This is a genomic window from Candidatus Merdisoma sp. HCP28S3_D10 (genome assembly GCF_052065835.1).
Taxonomy (GTDB): Bacteria; Bacillota; Clostridia; order Lachnospirales; family Lachnospiraceae; genus Laedolimicola.
This window is the reverse complement of sequence record NZ_JBQHTG010000004.1, coordinates 25,109-46,449: the sequence shown is the minus strand read 5'-3', so window position 1 is coordinate 46,449 and position 21,341 is coordinate 25,109. Positions and strand designations below refer to the sequence as shown.

The following is a 21,341-nucleotide window of genomic DNA, read 5'->3' as shown; positions in this document are numbered from 1 at the left end:
TGGAATATAAGCTGTAGATCTGTATAAGAGACCCGTACGCACAGTTCAATGGGAGGGGCGAGAAAATATATGTTTGCAGAAAATATGGGTTTCAGGGAGCATTTGCAGGCATGGGGTATCCATATAAGATCCGCGGGAAATTCTGGGCTTATCAGAGGGACGAAGTTTGACCATGACATGGAAAAGGAACTTCAGAGATTTCTGAATGGAAAAACACCGGATTGCATTCAGAAGATCTGCAAAGCCCTTGGGGCAGAATTTGCAGACAGCAATGCCGATCTGTGTGCAGTATTTCACTTTCTGCCAAACTATCCGGTCTGGCTGAAGATATGGTTTGCGGATGAAGAGTTTGAAGCGTCCGGGAAGCTCTATCTTAGCAGAAGCGCCGACCACTATCTGAGTATGGAGGATGCGGTTACAGTTGGAGAAGTTCTTTTATCAAAACTGAAAATACAGGAACAGGAGCATGTGAACCTCACGTGACTTTAGTCATGTGAGGTTCACAAACGCCTGTCTGAATGTATTGTTATTTATTCCCTTTGGTTTCTTCCTGCCCACATTATGGAAGAAATTCCGAAGTGTAAAAAGCACGTTTACGGCAGGATTGCTGATAACCCTCACGATGGAGATATCTCAGCCATTTATTTCAGAATTATTATGGAAAATGATACTATCATAGATCGCTACAGATTACTTTCCTTCCGGTTGGCTGTTTTTCGGAGCCAGTTGCCGATGTTGGTCAGGCAGATGAGCAGCGTAACCAGGAACAGACCGGGAATCAGAATCATCCACCAGCCCTTCGTCATCAGAGCCCGTTCAGAGAGAGACAGCATGCTGCCCCAGGAGATTACCTCCAGGGGAAGTCCCATACCCATGAAGCTCAGCGTAGATTCCGAAACGATGGCTCCGCGGACATTCATGACGACCATGAACATGATGGCAGAGAGAAAATTGGGGGCGAGGTGCTTCCGCAGGATATGCAGAAAGCTTCCGCCCATGCACCGGGAAGCGATGACATATTCAGAATTACGGATCTGCCGTACCTCTGTCCGGACGACCTTGGCGATGGAAAACCAGCTGGTAATACCGATAATCACGGAGATAGACAGAACCGTGGGCGTTCCCCAGATAGCCTGCAGGAAAAGAATGAGCAGCAGCTCCGGGACGCTCAGAAGGATTTCGGTCAGACGCATCAGGCAGGTATCCGCTATATCGGAGGCAGCCCCGCTGAGGGCGCCAAATACGATGGCGATAACCGTGGAAATGGCGGTGGCCAGGAAACCGATGAACAGGGAAACCCGTCCGCCGTACCAGATACAGGAAAAAATATCCCGGCCCAGGGTATCCGTACCAAACAGGAATTCCCTGTCCGGAGCTTTGGAATAATTTGCCAGATCCAGAAAGGCCGGATCCTTTTGGGCGATGATGCCGGCAAAAACGCAGCCAAGCACAATCAGCAGAAGGATAAGGACGGACAGAAAGGGAAAGCCTGTTTTCTTTTTAGAAGGCGTTGCCTGCGGTTCTTCCGGACGGATGCCTACCAGGGTAAAGGGATCTTGTGTCATGCTTTGGTCACCTCCGACAGTTCATTGATTTCGTTAGCTTTCACCCGGGGATCGATCTGTTCATTGATGATACCGCCGATGATGTTGCAGAAAATGACGGTAATGCCGGTCATCATACAGAGAATCATCAGCATGTTGTAATCCGCGTATTTGGCAGATTCATAGGACAGGGTGCCGATACCGGGATAGGAGAATACCGTTTCCACGATATAGGTGCCGCCCAGGATATGGGGAACAGAGATTGCCATAATACTGATATAGGTCGGCAAAATGTTGCGTACGCAGTGCCGGAACATGATCTGACGCTTGCTTAAGCCCTTGGCCTTGCACAGGAGCACATAGTCCGCCCGGATTTCCTCCAGAAGCTTATTGCGAATCATATAGGCGTAGTACCACAGGTGGCCGATTATGACGATAAACAGGGGCAGAATCAGGTGAAGGATTCGATCCCCCAGATGATCTGCCATACCCATGGAGTAGGCGCCGGAGCTTGGAAGCCATTTAAGCTGGACGCAGAAAAACAGGATCAGAACCAGCGCGAACCAGAACTCCGGAATACAGCTGGTAATGGTTCCGATTTTACATAGAAGCCGGTCGAGCCAGCTATCCTCCTTCCAGGCGCAGAGGATACCCAGCAGAAGAGAGCCTGCAAAGGTCAGGATAAAGCCCGTGCCCCCAAGAATCAGGGTGTTGTTGATTCGCTTCCCGATAACCTGGGTTACCGGCTGCTTATATTTATAGGAAATGCCAAACTCACCCTTCAGGGCATTTCCCAGCCAGCGGACATACTGGGTGGGAATGGAGTCATTGAGACCCAGCTTTTCCCGCGCCCATTCCTTCTCCTCGACGCTCATTTTTTCCGTCCGCTCGCCGTAATAGGCCTGCAGGGGATCGGTGGGCGTCAGTCTTGAGATTACGAAGACAGACAGGGACAGCAGAAATACACTGACGAAGAAAATCAGGAATTTTTTACTGTAATAAGCAATTCGATTGTGCTTGTGAATCATGCTTCCTCCTCCTTTCGCAGTACATAATGTCCGGGAGTAACCTCCAAAAGGACGCCGTCGGTGTCAAACTCCATTTCCTCGGTGTTGATTCGGGGCCGGTTCCGCTCCCGAATCGGATCCGGGTAAGGAATCGCGGACAGAAGCATCTGGGTGTAGGGGTGCAGGGGATTGCGAAACAGCTCTTCCGTCGGGGCCAGCTCCACCAGACAGCCCCGGTACATGACGCCAATCCTGTCGCACAGGTATTCCACCATGGCGAGATCATGGGCGATGAACAGGATAGAAAAGCCGTGTTCCTTCTGCAGATGTTTGAACAGGTTTACGATCTGTGCCTGAATGGACACGTCCAGAGAGGCGATGGGTTCGTCTGCCACCAGCAGATCCGGTTCCATGGAGAGCGCCCGCGCAATGGCTACCCGCTGCCGTTGGCCGCCAGACATCTCAGAAGGATATTTATCCAGGAAGTTCTCATCGAGGCCCACATATTTGAGCTGAAACGCAGCTTCCGCCCGATAGTTTCCCCTGGGTGGCTTCACATGGTTGATTTTCATCGGTTCGGCAATGATTTCCTGTACGGTCATGCGCTGATTCAGACTGGAGGCAGAGTCCTGAAAAATGATCTGCCGCTGGGTCTGCAGGGTTTTCCGGTTCTTTCTTGCCTCTACGGGGTCAGTGGTATGGATACCTTCAAAGAAGATCTCGCCCTCTGCGGGCTTGTAGATATTCATAATACACCGGGCGGCGGTGGATTTCCCGGAGCCGGATTCTCCCACCAGACCGAAAATCTCTCCCTTTTCGATAGAGAAGGATACGTGATCCACAGCTTTAATGGAGAGCTTCCGGGTCAGTTTAAAATGATGGGTCAGATTTCTGACGGTTACGATAGGCTCAGACATGGGAGTCTCCTTTCAGCGGACTTTCGATCTTCGGGGCTCTGGGATCCAGGAGCCAGGTGGCCGCGTAATGGGTATCAGTAATGCGGAACATGGGCGGAGCCTCTTCATAATCGATGGCCAGCGCGTATTCGTTCCGTCCGGCAAAGGCGTCCCCTTTCGGGGGAGCGATAAGAGAGGGCGGCATACCGGGAATGGTATACAGCTCCTTTTTCCCGTGGGCCAGCGCCGGAAGGGAACGCATGAGTCCCCAGGTATAGGGATGCCGGGGATCGTAATAAACCTCTTCTGCCGTTCCGATTTCTACGATTCGGCCTGCGTACATGATAGCGACCCGGTCAGCGGCCCTGGCGACCACGCCCAGGTCGTGGGAAACCAGAATGGTAGCAGTATTCAGCTTTTGCTGGATTTCCTTCAGTAAATCCAGAATCTGCGCCTGGATCGTAACGTCCAGGGCGGTGGTGGGTTCGTCTGCCAGCAGGATGTTCGGATTTCCGGCCAGGGCGATAGCCATGACTGTACGCTGCCGCATACCGCCGGAAAAATTATAGGGGTAGAGCTTATAGCGCTCCTTCGGCTGGGTAATGCCAACCAGAGTCATAAGGTCGATGACCTTCGCATAGACTTCCTCTTTGGGCATTTTGGGATTGTGAATCAGGATAGCCTCCGCAATCTGGGCGCCTACGGTCATAGTGGGATCCAGGGAAGTCATGGGATCCTGGAAAACCATGGAAAAGAGCCTGCCCCGCAGCTTCGCCATATCCTTCTCCCGGTAATGGGTGATATCCGTATCCTTTACGGTAATAGATCCCCCGTCTATCCGGGCGTTTTTGGGCAGCAGCTTCATCATGCTTTTGCACAGGATACTTTTTCCGCAGCCGGATTCTCCTACGATAGCCAGAACTTCGCCGGGATACAGCTCTAAATTTACGCCCCGCACGGCTTCCACCTTCCCCTGAGGGCTGTCGATGGAAACGTGCAGGTCTTTGATGGTCAATAATTTGTTCATAAGAGATTCTGCCTCTCAACACACAAGTAAGGGGCTGTTGCCAGCCCCTGTACAAGGAATTTTTGTTTTATTCGATGGTCCAGTCACAGACATTCCAGAAGATACCTACACCGTGGTGTCCCAGGACGGTGTCGCTGGAAATGCCCTTGATGTTGTTGTCTGCCACATACATGGCGTCAACGTAACAGAAGAAGGTGAAAGCGGGAGTATTCGCAAGCTCTGTCTGGAACTTGGCGTATGCTTCCTTACGTTCTGCCGGGTCGTTTGTCTGACGCGCTTCTGTCAGGTACTGGTCAATCAGTTTGTTGGAGTAGCCGGAGTAGTTAGCGCCCTTGTCTGTGCCGAATACCTTGTAGGTATGATCGTCCGCGTCGAAGGGAGAGCCCCAGCCGATGATACAGCACTGCTGTCCGCCCCAGTCGATACCGCCGGCGGGAACATTGGCTGTGACGTCCAGGCCGATAGCCTGAAGCTGCTGGGCAACGACCTGTGCCATATCGATACGGACCTGATCGCCGGGTGTCGCGTTGATGACAAAGGAGATACGCTCGCCGTTGCGGGTCCAGTATCCGTCAGAATCCTTGGTGCAGCCAGCCTTTTCCAGCATTTCTTCTGCCTTGGCGGGATTGTAGTCGTAGTGTTCTACATCTGCGTAATCATAAATATTTCTCTGCAGGGGGCCGTACGCAACCACTCCGCAGCCAAGTACCACCGCGTCCAGGATAGCCTGACGGTCAACGGCGTAGTTGATAGCGGGAATCAGGTCCGCGTTCTTCTGCCAGTACTCATTTCCAAAGTTGTACAGAATACCGCGGTAGTCAGAGGTCGTCTCATCGTATACGGTATGAGTGCCGTCGTTCTCAAACATGGCGGCGTCCTTGGGGGTAACCTGGGACAGATTCAGCTCGCCGGACTGTAGCTGTAATGCCTTGGCGTTGTCATCGGGAACAATCTTGAAGACAATGCGGTCAATCTTGGCCGGGCCTGCAAAATAGTCCGGATTCCGATCCATGATAATAGCCTGTCCCTCGTCCCATTCAGTGAGCATATAAGGACCGGTACCGACGGGCTTCCGGAAGAAGTCGGATTCCTGCATATTTTCACCCTCCAGCAGGTGCTTGGGCAGGATTGCCATGGTCATGTACTCCAGGAATGCGTAGTTGGGCTCAGCCAGCTGAAAGGTGATAGTGTAGGGATCTACAACGGTGATTTCCTCCACGTCCTCGTAGTTGGGAGCGTTCTCCGCGCCGTTCTCGGGATCCATGATGGCTTCGATGGTAAACTTTACGTCTTCCGCGGTAAAGGGCTCGCCGTCATGCCATTTTACATTCTCTTCCAGATGGAAGGTATAGGTGTCTGTTTCCTTATCAAACTCCCAGGACTTCGCCAGTCTGGGGATAATGTTGTTGTCGCCGTCGTGGTCTGTCAGACCGTCGAACAGCAGCACATTGATCTCACAGTGCTCGTCCATGGCAGGGTTAATACGGGTGTAATCACCGGAGCCGTAAACCAGAGTGGAGGCTTCAGCCTCGGCAGCGCCATTGGAGGTCTCAGCAGCCGCAGGAGCGGAATCACCGGAGGGTGCAGAGGAGCCACAGCCTGTCATGCCAAGAAGCATACTTAAGGTCAGCAGCACACAGAGTGGGGTTTTCCGTTTTTTCATGTTATCTTGTTCCTTTCTGTTTCGGGGGAATCGCGTTCCCAACATCTATGAACCAGTCTAACACAGAAAAATTTACGGTGTAAGCCCCCATGGGGGTTAAAAAGATAGAAAAATTTGAAAGCGACATATCCGAAGGATATGTTATAATAAATTTGCTGAATGGAATACAGAGAAGATGAATCAGGAGGAAACTGGTATGGAATTTACAGAAGTCATTAAAAACCGTTATTCCTGCAAAAGCTACGGTGAGAAGCAGGTAACGAAGAAGCAGCTGGAGGCGATTCTGGAGGCAGGGCGGACAGCGCCTACGGCAAAGAATCTGCAGGAGCAGAAAATTTATGTGATACAGTCAGAAGAGGGATTGGAAAAGATTGACCGGGCAACGCCCTGCCGCTATGGAGCGCCTACGGTGCTGGTAGTTGCGTTCAATACCAGAGAGGTATTTACCTATCCGGGCGGAAGACGGGATTCCGGAATTGAGGACGCGGCGATTGTGGCAACCCATCTGATGCTGGGCGCGTACAACGCAGGCGTGGACAGCTGCTGGCTGAATAATTTTAACCCGGAGGAACTGAAAAAGGATCTGGGACTTCCGGAAGAGGAGGAGATTCTGATGCTGCTGGATCTGGGCTACGCGTCAGAAAATGCGAAGCCCCTGGCAAATCATTTTTCCAGAAAGGAACTGACGGAAACCGTGCAGTGGATATAAGCTGGCTGTAAGGCTTATCTTCCGTGCTCTTCTTCATGCTCCAGAAAGCTGGAAAAGGAGAGCACCATGCGTTGATGTTCCGGATTCAGAGAATTGAAGGACGTGAAAAGCTGACGCTGATTGGCCGTCAGGTCTGCGGACGAACGGTCGAAAAACTGTGATACCGTAATGTTGCAGGCGGCGCAGATTTTCTCAATGGTTTCTACCCGAGGTTCGGTATTTTTTTCGAACATGGAAGAAAGGGTGGACAGAGAAACGCCGGACTGCTTGGACAGATGATACGTATTATAGCCGTTTCTTTTCATAAGTTCTTTGATTCTTCTGATACAGAAATTTTCGTTATACATAAAAGCCGCTCCGTACAAATGATGTCATGCATTGGAATACATCGTGATAGTTCTATTGTATATGCGGTTTGTATAGTTCGAAAGATTTAAAAACCGATGAAATGCATTTAAAATACGTAGTACAGAAGGAGAAAAAACATCCACGGGGTCAGTCCTCGTGGATGTTTCCATTTCCCATTTTCCGCTGCCAGGTGCCGGGCAGAAGAACCATGTGCCCGGCTTTCAGAGAAGCGGGAACGTCGATGATATTCTGATTGGCAGAGCCGCGGAAGAGGAGCGAGGCGTCCTTTTCCTCCTCCACGAATTTCCCGTCCACCAGGACGTCGAGGAAGGAGAGAAGCTCCCGGACCGTGTCAGGGTTGCCCACTGCTCCGGTCAGCAGATCCTTTTCAAAGGAAAAGCCGGTGTAGCACCAGAGATTCTTTTCCGGAAAGCGTTCCTTGAACCGGCAGGCCAGGGTCCGCAGACCCTCCTGATTTTCCGGCTCAAAGGGTTCGCCTCCGAGAAAAGACAGACCAGCCACATAATCGGGAGCCAGGGCCTCCAGAATCTCGTCCATCACGGCCTCGGTAAAGGGCTGGCCGAAGGAAAAATCCCAGGCCTCCCGATTGAAGCAGTTCCGGCAGTGATGGCGGCAGCCGCTGACAAACAGGGATACCCGGACGCCGGGGCCGTTGGCAATGTCATTTTTCTTAATGGTTGCGTAATTCATAGTTCAGACTCCTACAGATGAAGAACACGCTCCTTGATTTCCTGGGTTCTTCCCTGGTTCCAGAACTGAGTTCCGATGTAGCCGCAGGTACGTCTTGCCACATTCAGCTTGTTCTGGTCGGTGTTGCCGCAGTTGGGGCAGGTCCAGATGAGCTTACCGTGCTCGTCTTCCTTGATCTCAATCTCTCCGTCATAGCCGCATACCTGGCAGTAATCGCTCTTGGTATTCAGCTCTGCGTACATGATGTTGTTGTAGATAAACTTCATGACGGACAGGACAGCCTCCAGGTTATTCTGCATGTTCGGAACCTCCACATAGGAGATAGCGCCGCCCGGTGACAGTGCCTGGAATTTGGCCTCCAGCGCCAGCTTGTCAAAGGCGTCAATTTTTTCCGTAACGTGAACATGATAGCTGTTGGTAATGTAGTTGCGGTCAGTTACGCCCTTTATGATGCCGAAACGCTTCTGCAGGCACTTGGAAAACTTGTAGGTGGTACTCTCCAGCGGGGTGCCGTAGAGAGAGTAGTCGATATTTTCGGCAGCCTTCCATTTTGCGGTGTACTCGTTGAGCTTCTTCATGATTTCCAGTCCCAGCTCTTCGCCTTCCTTCTCGGTCAGCTTTTTGCCATTCAGGCTGTATACACATTCCCAGAGACCTGCGTAGCCCAGGGACAGGGTGGAGTATCCGCCGTGGAGATACTTATCGATGGTTTCGCCCTTCTCCAGACGCAGGAGAGCTCCATGCTGCCACAGAATCGGGGCCGCGTCGGATACTGTACCGCTTAAACGCTCATGACGGCACTGCAGGGCGCGGTGGCAGAGCTCCATACGCTCGTCAAAGATCTCCCAGAACCGGTTCATGTCGCCGCCGGCGGAAAGTCCGATATCCACCAGGTTGACGGTGACAACGCCCTGGTTGAAGCGGCCGTAGTACTTGGGCTTGCCGTTCTCGTCCAGATAGGGGGTCAGGAAGCTTCTGCAGCCCATGCAGGTGTAGCAGTGGCCTTCCCCGTTTTTGTCCACCTTATTCTGGAACATGATTTTTTCGGAAATGTAATCGGGCACCATACGCTTGGCAGTACACTTGGCAGCCAGCTTTGTCAGATAGTAGTAGGGATCCTCGTCGTGGATATTGTCGTCCTCCAGCACATAGATAAGCTTCGGGAAGGCAGGAGTAATCCAGACGCCCTTTTCATTTTTGACACCCTGATAACGCTGACGCAGGGTTTCTTCTATAATAAGAGCCAGATCCTTCTTTTCCTGTTCGTTCTTTGCCTCGTTCAGATACATGAAGACGGTGACAAAGGGAGCCTGTCCATTGGTGGTCATCAGCGTGACAACCTGATACTGGATCATCTGTACGCCATTTTTAACCTCTTCCCGCAGACGCTTCTCGGTGATGAAATCGATCTCATCCTGGGTAACCGCTTCGCGGATGGAATGCAGCTCGTCTGCCACCTGACGGCGGATTTTTTTACGGCTGATATCCACAAAGGGAGCCAGATGGGTCAGGCTGATGCTCTGGCCGCCGTACTGGCAGGAGGCTACCTGGGCAATGATCTGTGTGGCGATATTGCAGGCAGTGGAGAAGCTGTGGGGCTTCTCGATAAGCGTGCCGCTGATAACGGTGCCGTTCTGCAGCATATCCTCCAGATTGACCAGATCGCAGTTATGCATATGCTGCGCAAAGTAGTCTGCGTCGTGGAAATGGATCAGACCCTCTTCGTGGGCCTCCACGATATCCGGCGGAAGCAGGATACGGCGGGTGATGTCCTTGCTGACCTCGCCGGCCATATAATCGCGCTGTACGCTGTTGACGGTGGGGTTCTTGTTGGAGTTCTCCTGCTTAACTTCCTCGTTATTGCACTCGATAAGGCTTAAGATCTGCTCGTCGGTGGTATTGGATTTCCGCACCAGCGCACGGGTGTAACGGTAGGTGATATACTGTCTTGCCACGTCAAAGGCGCGCAGGTTCATGATCTCGTCCTCGACCATGTCCTGGATTTCCTCGACGCTTAAGGAACGCTTGATATTCAGCGCGGCACTCTCCACGTCCTCGGCAATCCGCCGGATCTGGACGTCCGTCATACGGGCGCTGGGCACAACGCTGGCATTGGCCTTTGCCACGGCAATGACAATTTTGTGAGGGTCGAATTCAACTTCGGCTCCGCTTCGTTTGATGATTTTCATATGCTACCTCTCCCTCTATCGTAAAAATATTTTATCTTGTTAGCAACAAACTCATTGTAACAAGATATAGTGGGTATGTCAATGAGTATTTACTATATATTGTTGTATACATGCGTGAAAATATACAGGTGTTCTTTGGCATTGACACATTCTTTCTGGAAATGACAGAAAGTTTATGATATGATGCAAGAGCGTAAAGGGATTCAAAAAAAGAAGACTGACAAAAGGAGACAAAGGCAGAAAATGAGATTTGCCTATGAAATAAAGAATGGCTGCGCGGTGGTGCGCCGCTGTTATGATTTTGGAAAAGAAGCGGAAATTCCGTCAGAAATCGAGGACTGTCCGGTGACAGAGCTGGGCGCGTATGCCTTTTCCGCGCACCTTAATAAGGAGCGGTTCCGGCAGGAGCTGAAAACCGAAACTGTAAAAATATGGAATGACGAAATGAAAGACCGGGAGCCGGTTGAGCCGTCACCGGACACAGCCCCGGAGCTTCAGGGACTTACGGTGGAAGCAGTCCGGCTGCCCGGGAGCCTTCGGAAAATCGGCCCCTATGCCTTCTACAACTGCAACGGACTGAAGGAATTTGCTTTTCACAGCAGCTTAAAGGATCTGGGAGCGGGACTTTTTACCGGCTGTCATCATCTGGAGCAGCTGACGGTGACGCTGGACGGGACGGAAACATCCTGCCTGAAGGAGATCCTGATTGAAGTGCCGGAAAAGATGACGGTGACGGTCAGGGGACAGATAGAAGCAAAGCTGGTATTCCCGGAATTCTTTGAGGAAAGTGTGGAAAATACCCCGGCCCGGATTCTGATGACCCATATGCACGGAAGCGGCATGAATTTCCGGAACAGCTTCTATATGAAGAAGTTGGATTTCCGCGCCTATGACGCCTGCTACTATATGGCGAAGGCAGAAGAGGAGTTTGACACGGTGCTGGAGATGACCCTGGATCGGCTGCAGTACCCGGTGGGATTGTCTGAGGAGCGCCGGGCAGATTATGAAAGCTGGCTTTCGGAGCATCTGGAGCAGGCCTATGGGGACGCGATAGAAAAGCGGAATCTGGACACTTTAAAATGGCTGACAGAAAATGGAAATCCAGAAACGGATCTGCTGTCACAGATGGCGGTTGCCGCTGTGGACGGATTTCCCGAGGGCGTGGCCTATCTGCAGGATCGGCTGGGAGCGTCCGGCCGGACAAAAAAACAATCAGCCCTTGAACGGTTTGAGCTGTAGGAGGACATCATGATAAAAAGCGCGATATTGGAAGAACAAAAGGTACAGCTTCAGAAGGAAGAGCTGGCGGCCCGGATTCTCGCGCAGTCCAGGAATGAGCTGTATCTGAAGCTTCGGTATCTGGATCTGGCCCTTGGAAATCTTAGTCCGGTTCCGGGCACGGCGTCGCCGGCGGGAACGGACGGCGGGGCGCTGTACTATTTTCCGGACGGCATGCTGGAGCTTTATGAAAAGATGGGGCGCGCCGCCTGCACCCGGCTTTATCTTCATGTGATACTCCACTGCCTGTTCTGCCACCCCTTTGACCGAAAGGGCAGAGACGGGCGGCTGTGGAACCTGGCCTGTGATGTGGCCACGGAGGCGCTGATTGACAGCCTGTATCTGCGCTGCGTCCATCTTTCCTCAGGAGCCTTCCGGAAAAGCGTATACGCAAGACTCCGGGACAAGGTGCCGGTGCTGACGGCAGAGGGAATCTATCAGGTGATTGCCGGGGAGCTTACCGAGGCGGAAATCAGCCGCTGGGAGATGGAATTCCGGCTGGACGACCACAGCCTCTGGCAGCAGGATCCGAAAAACGGACCCAGAAATCCCAGCCCCAACCGGAAAAAATGGGACGATATCCGGGAGCGTATGGAGACGGAGATTATGCTCTTTTCCAACGAGGCCTCGGAAGGGGAAGGGGATCTGAAGGAGCAGCTGCGGGTCAGCAACCGATCCCGTTATGATTACAAGGAATTTTTGCGGAAATTTACGGTGCTGCATGAGGAAATGCAGATTGATCCGGACAGCTTTGATTACATTTTCTACCACTATGGAATGGAAATGTATGGAAATATGCCGCTGATTGAGCCGCTGGAGACCAGCGAGGTGCGGAAAATCGAGGAATTTGTCATCGTCATTGATACCTCCATGTCCTGTAAGGAAGGGCTGGTTAAGCGGTTTCTGGAGGAAACCTATGACGTATTGTCCCAGACGGAAAATTTCTTTAAGCGGATGCGGATTCATATCCTTCAGTGTGATGAACGGGTACAGTCGGACGTGATTATCGAGAGCCAGGAGGCCCTGAAGGAGTATATGGAGCATTTCACCATTCTGGGAGGCGGTGGTACCGATTTCCGTCCGGCCTTTGCCTACGTAGAGGAGCAGATGGCCCGGAAGAAATTCTGGCGGCTTCGGGGACTTTTATATTTTACGGACGGTTATGGAATTTTTCCGGTGAAAATGCCGCCCTATGAGACCGCGTTCATCTTTGTGCAGAATCACTACCGGGACGTAGATGTACCGCCCTGGGCGATCAAATTGATTTTGCAGGAGAGCGATCTGGAAAACAGATAAAAGAAGGAGAAAAAAATGAACATCAAGCGAGCGAAACAGGAGATCAAAGACGCGATAGAAGCGTATCTTTTAAAAGATGAATACGGTGATTACGTTATCCCGTCCGTGCGCCAGCGCCCCGTCTTATTGCTGGGAGCCCCCGGTATCGGAAAAACCCAGATTATGGAGCAGGTGGCCAGAGAGTGCGGCGTGGGTCTGGTAGCTTATACCATCACCCATCATACCAGACAGAGCGCCATCGGACTGCCCTTTATCTCGGAAATGGAGTTTGGCGGCCAGAAGAAAGCGGTTACCGAGTATACTATGAGCGAAATCGTGGCTTCTATTTATGAGAAAATGAAAAAAACAGGTCTGAGCGAGGGAATTCTGTTCATCGACGAAATCAACTGTGTATCCGAGACCCTGGCTCCGGCCATGCTTCAGTTTCTTCAGTGCAAGACCTTCGGAAACCATCCGATTCCCGAGGGCTGGATTATCGTGGCAGCAGGAAACCCGCCGGAGTACAACAAATCCGTTCGGGAATTCGATGTAGTTACTCTGGACCGTGTAAAGAAAATTGAGGTGGAGCCGGATTACGGCGTTTGGCGGGAATACGCGGTACAGTCCCGGATCCATCCGGCGGTGATTTCCTATCTGGACGCCCGTCCCGCTCATTTTTATCAGATGGAAAGCACCGTGGACGGCCGCCGTTTTGCTACGCCCCGTGGCTGGGAGGATCTGTCCCGCCTGTTAGAGGTCTATGAAAAGCTGGGAAAGAAGGCGGATAAGGATGTGGTGCGCCAGTATCTCCAGCACGACAAAATCGCCGGAGAATTCGCCAACTATCTGGAGCTCTACCGGAAATATGAGAGTGATTATCAGATAGAGGAAATCCTGGACGGTACGATCCGGGAGGCAACCCTGAAAAAGCTGTCCCATGCCTCCTTTGACGAGCGGCTGAGCGTAGTGAATCTGCTGCTTTCCGGCTGTATCGAACGCCTGCGAAAAGTTCGGGAACAGGAGCTGTTTACGGAAGCTCTGTTCCGGGAAATGAAGTTTGCCGGAAGCATATTAAACGCGGAAAATTTCAAGGGCGGCGCCGATGAAATCCCGAAGGTGCTGGAAGAGTTGCGCAGCGCAGTGGAAGAAAAACGACAGCAGAAAAAAGAGGCGGAGCTTCTGACGAAAGAAGAAGAAAAGCGAATGCTCCGTCTGATGGAACTGTTGCTTTCCTATGAGAATACCCTGAAAGCCGAAAGGCCGGAGAGCGGACCGGAGGCCTTTGATCTTCTGCGCCGTCTCTTTGGTGAGCAGCGGGCCCGCTATGCCGGTGAGCAGGAGGCCGGAAGCGGCTGCCTTGAGCATGCTTTTGATTTTCTGGAGGCAGCTTTTGGCGACAGTCAGGAACTGGTCATCTTCCTGACCGGCCTTAATATGTCGGAGGCTGCGGTGGCCTTCCTGCAGACCACCGAGTGTGAACGGTATGAACGTTACAATAAAAGACTGCTTTTTAATGAGAGTGATCGTGAGATACGGGACGAGATTGCGAGACTGAAGTAAAAGTCAGTTAGGAAAATTTTACGAAGTCCTCTTATCCCGCACTGCCACTTCGATCCGTACCTGCTCCTCCAGCATGGCGTCGATTCGCGCGTCTTCGGAGAAGTCTGCAGCCAGCTTGTTAAGAAGCTTTTTGTCCTCTTCCGGAAACTGGGTATGAAGCACATTTTTAATCGCCTCGTATTTCCGGCGGTAGAGGGCCTCCAGCTCGCTGACCGGTACGGTCGCAGGAAGGGAGGTAACGGCCTCGGAGGCGATCCCCTGGGTTTCAAACCAGTGCTTGATCTGTTTAATCCGGGCATGCTCTTCCTGGGCAGTCGCCAGGATTTTCTTTGATTTTTGTATGAAAACCACGCCTACGATTAGAAAGATGAGGAAAAATACGCTCATACTGTAGGGCGCGATTTTCGGCAGCGGGAGCTTTAGGGATCCAGTGATGACGAGAAGCATCACCGCCAGACCCAGCGCACCCACCAGAATCAGGGTCAGAGCGGTGCTTCTGGCGTCGGCGCAGCGTTCCTCCACAGTCTTAAAAAGCTTGGCTTCCTCCGGCCGTTTGATGGGGCCGTCCAGAATATTGGACATGGTTACTTCCGCGGGTTCTTTTACTTCAATGCCCTGCTTACGGGCCGCGGCTCTCTGTACATCATGGTATAGGGACATAATCACATTCTCCTTGTGTAGTATTGGGCGGTAACAGGTACCGCTTTGGATCGGCAGGCTGCCTAACGCTGCAGAACGGTTTCGATGGCAGCCATGATTTCTTCCTGGGTGCCGGACAGGGATCCCTGTACCATCTCCGGCTTTCCGCCGCCTTTTCCACCGAACTGCCCGTTCAGGGCCTTGCAGAGGGGTCGGGTATCCTCGGTCTTGCTGCCAAAGATGTAGCGGTATCCGGTTTCGTCATTTCCGGTAAAGACGCAGGCAATGCCTCCGCAGCGGGCAGTTAAGAGGTTTACGAACTCCCGGCTGGTGTCCGGATCCAGGCTTTCCTCAAAGAAAACAGGGCTTTTCTGTCCTTCCGGTACCTGGGAAGCCTTGATCTGAATCAGGGTTCTGTTCAGGGTCATGAGCTGTCCGGTCAGGCGGAAATTCTCCTGCTTCAGCCGTTCTACCGCGTCAGCTACTACCGCTTCTTTGGCGGAGAGCAGCACGGAAACAGCCTTCACGCTGGTCTCTTTTTCCCGGTAATCCCGAAGCGCCCGATCTCCGGCCAGGAGACTAACCCGGACGCCGCCCCGGTGGGACTGCACATTTGTAAGCTTAATCAGGCCGATCTCTCCAGTACGCTCCACATGGGGCGCGCAGCAGGCGCAGACGTCGGTATCGGGAATGGTGACGATACGCACCTGTCCTTCGATCTCGATTTTGCTCCGGTAATCCAGAATGGCTAGCTCTTCCTTGCAGGGATAGGAGATGAGAATCGGCACATTGTCGAAGACCACCTGATTGGCGGCCGCTTCAATTTCCGCCAGCTCCTCCCGGGAAATAGGGCCGTTGAAGTCCATGGTGACTTCCTCCTCGCCCAAATGGAAGCCTACGTTGTCATAGCCGAAGCGGGTATGGATAAGACCGGAGACGATATGCTCGCCGGAATGCTGCTGCATCCGGGAGAAGCGCTTCTTCCAGTCAAGAACGCCTTTTACCTCCGCACCGATCTCCAGAGGTCGCCGGGTGTAGTGCCAGATTTCTCCATTTTTCTCATGGGTATCGAAGACCTCCACGTCGCCCAGATATCCCGTATCTCCGGCCTGTCCCCCGCCCTCCGGGAAAAACGCGGTCTGGTCGAGCGCCACCTTCCAGTAATCCTTTTCCTGCTCGCAGGCAGTCACCACCGCCGGGAACTCGGTCAGGTGGCTGTCTTTATAATATAGACGGTCTGTCATGGTGTAAAACCTCCTGTCGTTGTCAAAAATAAATCTACCACCAAGTATAACATTTTCTAACAGCTTTGGACAGGTTTATTTTAAGCGGGAATTGGCAGTTTTCAGTGAACTGTGCTATAATTTTAAAGAAATCATCGGAAAAGATATAAAAACCAGAAAGGAAGTCATTCTATGATAGATTTACACGGCCAGGCCGGCCTCCCCTATATCAACCGGGGCGTCTATACCGGAAGCTATGAGGGCATGCGTTACCGGCTGTGGAAGAAAGAGGAAGAGGACAAAAAGACACTGGAGGCAGTGATTTATCCGGAGCCCTTCTGCTTTGAAAAGACCGCGGAGGATCAGAAGGAGGCCAGGGAGTTTCCCTTCACAGACGAGGGCTTTCAGCAGGCCATCGCCTGGCTGAACGAGCAGTACGAGGCCCAGCAGGAGCGCTGGACGGAGGCGAAGAACGCCAGCTGGGTGTAAAACAGCGTCGCGTCGGTGGAAAATATGGGGTCAGCAAAAGAAAAAAGGCATTCTGCAGCTTCAGGTAATGAAATAGAAACTGCAGAGTGCCTTTTTAAGTAACAAAATTGATTTTTGACGGATTCAGAAAACTTAGTTATCTTCTTCCTCGTCTGCGCTCTTGGTATAGACGGTACGCTTTCTTGCCATCTCATCGCTCTCCAGGTACTCGTCGTAGGTGGTGATCTTATCGATCATAGCGCCGTTCGGCAGCAGCTCGATGATACGGTTGGCAGTAGTCTGTACAATCTGGTGGTCACGGGAGGAGAACAGCAGCACGCCCGGGAACTTGATGAGACCGTTGTTCAGGGCCGTGATGGACTCCATATCCAGGTGGTCGGTGGGCTCGTCCAGAATCAGCACGTTAGCGCCGGAAATCATCAGCTTGGACAGCATACAGCGGACCTTCTCACCTCCGGACAGCACCTTGACCTTCTTCACGCCGTCTTCTCCGGCGAAGAGCATACGGCCCAGGAAGCCGCGTACATAGGTTGCGTCCTTGATCTCGGAATACTGGGTCAGCCAGTCGACGATGGTATCGTCGTTGTCAAATTCCTTACTGTTGTCCTTGGGGAAATAGGACTGGCTGGTGGTGATACCCCATTTATAAGTACCCTCGTCTGGCTCCATTTCTCCGGACAGAATCTTAAAGAGGGTTGTTTTGGCAAACTCGTTGCCGCCTACAAAGGCTACCTTGTCGTCATGGCCCAGAATAAAGGAAATATTATCCAGAACCTTCACGCCGTCGATGGTCTTGGACAGCCCCTCTACGGTCAGCACTTCATTTCCGATCTCGCGGTTCGGACGGAAATCAATGTAGGGGTACTTCCGGCTGGAGGGACGGATCTCGTCCAGCTCGATTTTCTCCAGAGCCTTCTTTCTGGAGGTTGCCTGCTTGGACTTGGAAGCGTTAGCAGAGAAACGGGAGATAAATTCCTGCAGCTCCTTGATCTTCTCTTCCTTCTTCTTATTGGCTTCCTTCATCTGGCGAATCAGCAGCTGGCTGGATTCGTACCAGAAGTCGTAGTTACCGGCATAGAGCTGAATCTTGCCGTAATCAATGTCGGCGATATGGGTGCAGACCTTATTCAGGAAATAACGGTCATGGGATACTACGATGACGGTGTTCGGGAAGTTAATCAGGAACTCCTCCAGCCATGCGATAGCGTCCAGATCCAGGTGGTTGGTCGGCTCGTCCAGAAGCAGGATATCCGGGTTGCCGAACAATGCCTGTGCCAGCAGCACCTTGACCTTCTGAGCGCCCAGGAGATCCTTCATCAGGGTGTAGTGAAGATCGGTATCGATACCCAGTCCATTTAAGAGAGTAGCGGCGTCAGACTCAGCCTCCCAGCCGTCCATGTCCGCGAATTCAGCCTCCAGCTCGCTGGCGCGGATACCGTCCTCATCGGTAAAATCCTCTTTCGCGTAAATAGCCTCTTTCTCCTTCATAATCTCGTAGAGGCGGGCATTTCCCATAATAACGGTGTCCAGAACCGGATACTCGTCATACTGGAAATGATCCTGCTTCAGGAAGGAGAGACGCTGTCCTGGGGTGATGACGATTTCGCCATTGGTGGAATCCAGCTCGCCGGACAGAATCTTTAAGAAGGTAGACTTTCCTGCGCCGTTGGCTCCGATAAGACCGTAGCAGTTACCTTCGGTAAATTTGATATTGACATCTTCGAATAAGGCTTTCTTTCCTATTCTAAGCGTTACATTATTTGCACTGATCATGTTTTGCTCCTTATGACTTGGTAAATATGGTGTATGATACGTTTTTTGTCTCACAGCTTTTATCTGCGGGCATACACATCTATTTTACAGGAAAATATAGAATTTGCAAGCCCTTTCCACGGTTAAATTCCCGAAATTTCTGAGTTTTCAGGATTTCGGAGGGAAAACGGGGTTTTCCGGCGGACGGACTTGATCGGCCGGGAAAAAGAAGGTATAATGTAGGAAATCACGGGCGTGAAAGCACGGAAGAAGGGAGCAGCATATGAGACATACATTTACATTGGCCAATGGTGTGGAGATTCCGGCGGTGGGCTTCGGTACCTACAAGGTCGCAGAACACAACGATGAGGCTATTATCAGCGAAGCTATCCGGCAGGGCTACCGGCATCTGGATACGGCTGCCTTTTATTTTAATGAGGAAGCAGTGGGAAAAGCAGTCTGGGAAAGCGGCATTCCCCGGGAAGAATTTTTCCTGACCTCGAAGGTCTGGAGAGACCGTCTCGGCTACGATTCAACCCTGCGGGAGTTTGAAGAGTCCTGTAAAAAACTGGGCACCGACTATCTGGATCTGTATCTGATTCACTGGCCGAGACCCGACGACCTGACAGCCGGGTGGAAGGATCTGGATGTGGAAACCTGGAAAGCCCTGGAGGATCTCTATAAGTCGAAAAAGGTGCGGGCTATCGGCGTCAGCAATTTCCTGCCTCACCATCTGAACAACCTGCTGGAGCGGACCAGTATCATTCCTATGGTGAATCAGCTGGAGTTCCATCCGGGATATACGCAGAAGGCCGCGGTGGATTTCAGCCAGCGCCTGGGCATTCAGGTGGAGGCCTGGAGCCCCATCGGACGGGCCAGAGTGCTTGGAGAGCCGCTTCTCATGGAACTGGCGGAAAAGTATCAGGTATCTGTAGCGCAGATCTGCATCCGTTTCGCCCTTCAGTGCGGCGTACTGCCGTTGCCCAAGTCCTCTTCCGGCGAGCGGATGCGTCAGAACCTGGATGTCTTTGGCTTTAACATCGAGGACGACGATATGCATCAGCTGATGACGCTGCCCCAGCTTGGCTGGTCCGGAGAACACCCGGATCGGGAGCGGGTGAAGTTATGATGAATTATCAGATAAATATGTCTGAATTATTATGATTATTATGCAAAAATAACGATTATAAACAATTTCTAAAATATTAGCACTCCTACTTGACGAGTGCTAATAATGGTGCTATAACAGAATCAGAGCAAGGGAGAAGAAAGAAAATAAGAAAAAGCCCTTGCGGAACCTCCAGCAGAACTGAAGGGAAGATTAGGAGGAATGATTTATGTTAGTACCGAGTATTTTTGGAGAAAGTTTATTAGATGATTTTGTAAATGATTTTGCATTTCCGTATGCACCTGCAAAGAAGGTTTATGGCAAAGAGGCAGCGCCCCTCATGCGCACCGATGTGAAGGAGACCAAGACGGGCTACGAGCTCGAGATTGAGCTTCCGGGCGTAAAGAAAGAGGATGTTAAGGCAGAGCTGAAGGACGGTTACCTGACCATTACCGCTTCCACCGACAGCAAGAAGGAGGAGAAGCAGGAGGGTAAGTATATCCGTAAGGAGCGCTACAGCGGCGCCACCAGCCGGAGCTTCTATGTGGGAGAGGAGCTCACTCAGGAAGACATCAAGGCCAAATTTGAAAATGGCGTGCTGAAGGTGCTGGTTCCGAAGAAAGAGGAGCAGCCGAAGGTAGAAAAGAAGAGCTATATCGATATTGAAGGCTAAGCGTAGGCCTTTTCGACAGGCAAAAGAGAAGATGGGGATGCGGCTTGGCTGCATCCCCATCTTTGCAGATGGTGATTATGCAGGCGGAGGTGAGCAGGCATTATGAAACAGGACTATTATGAGGTGCTCGGCATTGGAAAGCAGGCAGATGAGAAAGAGATAAAGCGTGCTTACCGGAAGCTGGCAAAGAAATACCACCCGGACACGAATCCGGGGGACAAGGTGGCCGAGCAGAAGTTTAAAGAGGTCACAGAAGCCTACAATGTGCTCAGTGACAAGGAAAAGAAGAAATTATACGATCAGTTTGGTTTTGCGGCCTTTGACGAGGCAGGCAACGCCCGGGCAGACGCAAGAAGCGGTTTCTACGGAGGAGCGGGCGGTCAGGGCTTTGGCGGCCGGGGAGGCTTCCGCAGCGGCAGCTTCCACACGGGAGACGGCAGCGGCTATCAGGAGTTCCATTATGAAGGCGGCGACATGGACGATATGTTTGGAGATATCTTCGGCAATATGTTCCATGGCAACGCGGGCGGCCACAGCGGCTTTTACAGCAACGGTTCCGGTTTTGGCGGCTTTGGCGGTCAGAAGGGCTATCGGCAGCAGGCTTCTTATCGGGGCGAGGATTTACACGCGGACATTACGGTCGGCTTTGATGAGGCGGCCTTTGGGTGCGATAAGATGATTCACATTCAGGCAGCAGACGGTACCGGCGTACAGTCCTTAAGCGTGCATATTCCGGCAGGTATCGACGACGGCAAGAGCGTGCGGCTCCGGGGCAAGGGACACCTGGGCTTCGGAGGCGGGGAGAACGGCGATTTGCTGCTGAAGGTACACATTACGCCCAGGGCAGGATATGAGCGGAAGGGCATGGACGTCTATACCACGGCCGATATCCCATTTACCACAGCAGTATTTGGCGGCGAGGCCAGCTTCCCGACCCTCTACGGCAATGTGGTCTGCAAGGTTCCGGCAGGAACCCAGTCCGGAAAGAAGATACGGCTCCGCGGCAAAGGAATCGTGTCCATGAAGGATCCGAAGGTACACGGGGATCAGTACGTGACCATTCAGATTCAGGTACCCACCACACTGACGGCCGAACAGCGGAAGAAGCTGCATGAATTTGAAAATGCCATGAAGCAGGGCGGCAGAAGTGCCGCGTAAGATAGAAAGCAAAAGACAGAGCCTTCGGAACGGAAACGTCCCGAGGGCTTTTGTTTTAAAAATCTATTGGCAATTCATACTTTTCCTTGCAA

Annotated in this window: 21 protein-coding genes; 10 read left to right on the top strand and 11 right to left on the bottom strand. The window is 52.0% G+C overall.

The window, feature by feature from the left end; translation table 11 throughout:
* The first annotated feature begins 48 nt into the window (after window positions 1-48).
* Together ACTNCH_RS10570 and ACTNCH_RS10565 are read left to right on the top strand one after the other, a co-directional pair.
* Entirely contained in the window at window positions 49-483 is a 435-nt protein-coding gene (locus tag ACTNCH_RS10570) for a DUF3786 domain-containing protein (RefSeq protein WP_441038347.1), read from the top strand.
* 10 nt (window positions 484-493) lie between these two features.
* On the top strand, window positions 494-679 hold the full coding sequence (locus ACTNCH_RS10565; RefSeq protein WP_441018293.1) for a VanZ family protein: 186 nt from the start codon (window positions 494-496) through the stop codon (window positions 677-679).
* A gap of 4 nt (window positions 680-683) precedes the next feature.
* On the opposite strand, the gene ACTNCH_RS10560 is transcribed toward ACTNCH_RS10565, so the two are convergent.
* The 5 genes from ACTNCH_RS10560 to ACTNCH_RS10540 form a co-directional block, all read right to left on the bottom strand.
* Window positions 684-1,565 carry an ABC transporter permease gene (locus tag ACTNCH_RS10560; RefSeq protein ID WP_441018295.1) on the bottom strand — a complete coding sequence of 294 codons (882 nt, stop codon included), beginning with the start codon at window positions 1,563-1,565 and terminating at the stop codon, window positions 684-686.
* Window positions 1,562-2,572, bottom strand: coding sequence for an ABC transporter permease (locus tag ACTNCH_RS10555; RefSeq protein ID WP_441018297.1), 1,011 nt, complete (start codon window positions 2,570-2,572; stop codon window positions 1,562-1,564). The genes ACTNCH_RS10560 and ACTNCH_RS10555 overlap by 4 nt, the downstream gene beginning before the upstream one ends.
* Complete coding sequence (locus tag ACTNCH_RS10550) at window positions 2,569-3,468, bottom strand: ATP-binding cassette domain-containing protein (protein WP_441018299.1); 900 nt, start codon at window positions 3,466-3,468, stop codon at window positions 2,569-2,571. The genes ACTNCH_RS10555 and ACTNCH_RS10550 overlap by 4 nt, the downstream gene beginning before the upstream one ends.
* Window positions 3,461-4,474 carry an ABC transporter ATP-binding protein gene (locus ACTNCH_RS10545; protein WP_441018301.1) on the bottom strand — a complete coding sequence of 338 codons (1,014 nt, stop codon included), beginning with the start codon at window positions 4,472-4,474 and terminating at the stop codon, window positions 3,461-3,463. Before ACTNCH_RS10545 ends, ACTNCH_RS10550 begins: the two co-directional genes overlap by 8 nt.
* Window positions 4,475-4,541: 67 nt before the next feature.
* Complete coding sequence (locus ACTNCH_RS10540) at window positions 4,542-6,137, bottom strand: ABC transporter substrate-binding protein (RefSeq protein WP_441018303.1); 1,596 nt, start codon at window positions 6,135-6,137, stop codon at window positions 4,542-4,544.
* Between the two features lie 196 nt (window positions 6,138-6,333).
* Between ACTNCH_RS10540 and ACTNCH_RS10535 the strand changes: the two genes are divergently transcribed.
* Window positions 6,334-6,846, top strand: a complete 513-nt coding sequence (locus ACTNCH_RS10535; RefSeq protein ID WP_441018305.1) for a nitroreductase family protein — start codon at window positions 6,334-6,336, stop codon at window positions 6,844-6,846.
* A 14-nt stretch (window positions 6,847-6,860) separates the two neighbouring features.
* Here ACTNCH_RS10535 and ACTNCH_RS10530 read toward each other — a convergent pair whose 3' ends face one another.
* The 3 genes from ACTNCH_RS10530 to nrdD form a co-directional block, all read right to left on the bottom strand.
* Window positions 6,861-7,193: a helix-turn-helix domain-containing protein gene (locus ACTNCH_RS10530; RefSeq protein WP_158365355.1), complete on the bottom strand. Its 333-nt coding sequence runs from the start codon at window positions 7,191-7,193 to the stop codon at window positions 6,861-6,863.
* Between the two features lie 148 nt (window positions 7,194-7,341).
* Entirely contained in the window at window positions 7,342-7,905 is a 564-nt protein-coding gene (gene nrdG / locus ACTNCH_RS10525) for an anaerobic ribonucleoside-triphosphate reductase activating protein (protein ID WP_441018307.1), read from the bottom strand.
* Between the two features lie 11 nt (window positions 7,906-7,916).
* Window positions 7,917-10,094, bottom strand: coding sequence for an anaerobic ribonucleoside-triphosphate reductase (nrdD, locus tag ACTNCH_RS10520; RefSeq protein ID WP_441018309.1), 2,178 nt, complete (start codon window positions 10,092-10,094; stop codon window positions 7,917-7,919).
* A gap of 243 nt (window positions 10,095-10,337) precedes the next feature.
* On the opposite strand from nrdD, the gene ACTNCH_RS10515 reads away from it, so the two are divergent.
* The 3 genes from ACTNCH_RS10515 to ACTNCH_RS10505 are packed head-to-tail and all read left to right on the top strand — an operon-like array spanning window position 10,338 to window position 14,207.
* Window positions 10,338-11,333, top strand: coding sequence for a leucine-rich repeat protein (locus ACTNCH_RS10515; protein WP_441018311.1), 996 nt, complete (start codon window positions 10,338-10,340; stop codon window positions 11,331-11,333).
* Window positions 11,334-11,342: 9 nt separating this feature from the next.
* The gene (locus ACTNCH_RS10510; protein ID WP_441018313.1) at window positions 11,343-12,668 is read left to right on the top strand and encodes a vWA domain-containing protein; all 1,326 of its coding nucleotides are present in this window, start codon (window positions 11,343-11,345) and stop codon (window positions 12,666-12,668) included.
* 15 nt (window positions 12,669-12,683) lie between these two features.
* Window positions 12,684-14,207, top strand: coding sequence for an ATP-binding protein (locus ACTNCH_RS10505; RefSeq protein ID WP_441018315.1), 1,524 nt, complete (start codon window positions 12,684-12,686; stop codon window positions 14,205-14,207).
* Between the two features lie 18 nt (window positions 14,208-14,225).
* On the opposite strand, the gene ACTNCH_RS10500 is transcribed toward ACTNCH_RS10505, so the two are convergent.
* Together ACTNCH_RS10500 and ACTNCH_RS10495 are read right to left on the bottom strand one after the other, a co-directional pair.
* Window positions 14,226-14,867: a hypothetical protein gene (locus tag ACTNCH_RS10500; RefSeq protein ID WP_441018317.1), complete on the bottom strand. Its 642-nt coding sequence runs from the start codon at window positions 14,865-14,867 to the stop codon at window positions 14,226-14,228.
* Window positions 14,868-14,929: 62 nt separating this feature from the next.
* Window positions 14,930-16,090 (bottom strand): alanyl-tRNA editing protein, encoded by a 1,161-nt coding sequence (locus ACTNCH_RS10495; protein ID WP_441018319.1) that lies wholly within the window; start codon window positions 16,088-16,090, stop codon window positions 14,930-14,932.
* Between the two features lie 171 nt (window positions 16,091-16,261).
* Here ACTNCH_RS10495 and ACTNCH_RS10490 point away from each other — a divergent pair, with 171 nt between their 5' ends.
* On the top strand, window positions 16,262-16,558 hold the full coding sequence (locus tag ACTNCH_RS10490; RefSeq protein WP_441018321.1) for a GNAT family acetyltransferase: 297 nt from the start codon (window positions 16,262-16,264) through the stop codon (window positions 16,556-16,558).
* A 132-nt stretch (window positions 16,559-16,690) separates the two neighbouring features.
* On the opposite strand, the gene ACTNCH_RS10485 is transcribed toward ACTNCH_RS10490, so the two are convergent.
* A complete protein-coding gene (locus ACTNCH_RS10485) occupies window positions 16,691-18,331 on the bottom strand; it encodes an ATP-binding cassette domain-containing protein (RefSeq protein ID WP_178037964.1) in 1,641 nt (546 codons plus the stop codon).
* 262 nt (window positions 18,332-18,593) lie between these two features.
* Here ACTNCH_RS10485 and ACTNCH_RS10480 point away from each other — a divergent pair, with 262 nt between their 5' ends.
* From ACTNCH_RS10480 to ACTNCH_RS10470, 3 genes are all read left to right on the top strand, one after another.
* A complete protein-coding gene (locus tag ACTNCH_RS10480; protein ID WP_441018323.1) occupies window positions 18,594-19,439 on the top strand; it encodes an aldo/keto reductase in 846 nt (281 codons plus the stop codon).
* 208 nt (window positions 19,440-19,647) lie between these two features.
* Window positions 19,648-20,091, top strand: coding sequence for an Hsp20/alpha crystallin family protein (locus tag ACTNCH_RS10475; RefSeq protein WP_441018325.1), 444 nt, complete (start codon window positions 19,648-19,650; stop codon window positions 20,089-20,091).
* Window positions 20,092-20,193: 102 nt separating this feature from the next.
* Complete coding sequence (locus tag ACTNCH_RS10470; RefSeq protein ID WP_441018327.1) at window positions 20,194-21,249, top strand: DnaJ C-terminal domain-containing protein; 1,056 nt, start codon at window positions 20,194-20,196, stop codon at window positions 21,247-21,249.
* Window positions 21,250-21,341: the final 92 nt, after the last annotated feature.

Excerpts from the sequence above, each read along its gene's own strand:
- ACTNCH_RS10475 (WP_441018325.1), top strand. The coding sequence starts at position 19,648 with ATGTTAGTACCGAGTATTTTTGGAGAAAGTTTATTAGATGATTTTGTA.
- ACTNCH_RS10560 (WP_441018295.1), bottom strand. The coding sequence starts at position 1,565 with ATGACACAAGATCCCTTTACCCTGGTAGGCATCCGTCCGGAAGAACCG.
- ACTNCH_RS10470 (WP_441018327.1), top strand. The coding sequence starts at position 20,194 with ATGAAACAGGACTATTATGAGGTGCTCGGCATTGGAAAGCAGGCAGAT.
- ACTNCH_RS10505 (WP_441018315.1), top strand. The coding sequence starts at position 12,684 with ATGAACATCAAGCGAGCGAAACAGGAGATCAAAGACGCGATAGAAGCG.
- ACTNCH_RS10550 (WP_441018299.1), bottom strand. The coding sequence starts at position 3,468 with ATGTCTGAGCCTATCGTAACCGTCAGAAATCTGACCCATCATTTTAAA.
- ACTNCH_RS10515 (WP_441018311.1), top strand. The coding sequence starts at position 10,338 with ATGAGATTTGCCTATGAAATAAAGAATGGCTGCGCGGTGGTGCGCCGC.
- ACTNCH_RS10485 (WP_178037964.1), bottom strand. The coding sequence starts at position 18,331 with ATGATCAGTGCAAATAATGTAACGCTTAGAATAGGAAAGAAAGCCTTA.
- ACTNCH_RS10535 (WP_441018305.1), top strand. The coding sequence starts at position 6,334 with ATGGAATTTACAGAAGTCATTAAAAACCGTTATTCCTGCAAAAGCTAC.
- ACTNCH_RS10530 (WP_158365355.1), bottom strand. The coding sequence starts at position 7,193 with ATGTATAACGAAAATTTCTGTATCAGAAGAATCAAAGAACTTATGAAA.
- ACTNCH_RS10555 (WP_441018297.1), bottom strand. The coding sequence starts at position 2,572 with ATGATTCACAAGCACAATCGAATTGCTTATTACAGTAAAAAATTCCTG.
- nrdD (WP_441018309.1), bottom strand. The coding sequence starts at position 10,094 with ATGAAAATCATCAAACGAAGCGGAGCCGAAGTTGAATTCGACCCTCAC.
- ACTNCH_RS10495 (WP_441018319.1), bottom strand. The coding sequence starts at position 16,090 with ATGACAGACCGTCTATATTATAAAGACAGCCACCTGACCGAGTTCCCG.
- ACTNCH_RS10510 (WP_441018313.1), top strand. The coding sequence starts at position 11,343 with ATGATAAAAAGCGCGATATTGGAAGAACAAAAGGTACAGCTTCAGAAG.
- nrdG (WP_441018307.1), bottom strand. The coding sequence starts at position 7,905 with ATGAATTACGCAACCATTAAGAAAAATGACATTGCCAACGGCCCCGGC.
- ACTNCH_RS10490 (WP_441018321.1), top strand. The coding sequence starts at position 16,262 with ATGATAGATTTACACGGCCAGGCCGGCCTCCCCTATATCAACCGGGGC.
- ACTNCH_RS10570 (WP_441038347.1), top strand. The coding sequence starts at position 49 with ATGGGAGGGGCGAGAAAATATATGTTTGCAGAAAATATGGGTTTCAGG.
- ACTNCH_RS10500 (WP_441018317.1), bottom strand. The coding sequence starts at position 14,867 with ATGTCCCTATACCATGATGTACAGAGAGCCGCGGCCCGTAAGCAGGGC.
- ACTNCH_RS10545 (WP_441018301.1), bottom strand. The coding sequence starts at position 4,474 with ATGAACAAATTATTGACCATCAAAGACCTGCACGTTTCCATCGACAGC.
- ACTNCH_RS10480 (WP_441018323.1), top strand. The coding sequence starts at position 18,594 with ATGAGACATACATTTACATTGGCCAATGGTGTGGAGATTCCGGCGGTG.
- ACTNCH_RS10540 (WP_441018303.1), bottom strand. The coding sequence starts at position 6,137 with ATGAAAAAACGGAAAACCCCACTCTGTGTGCTGCTGACCTTAAGTATG.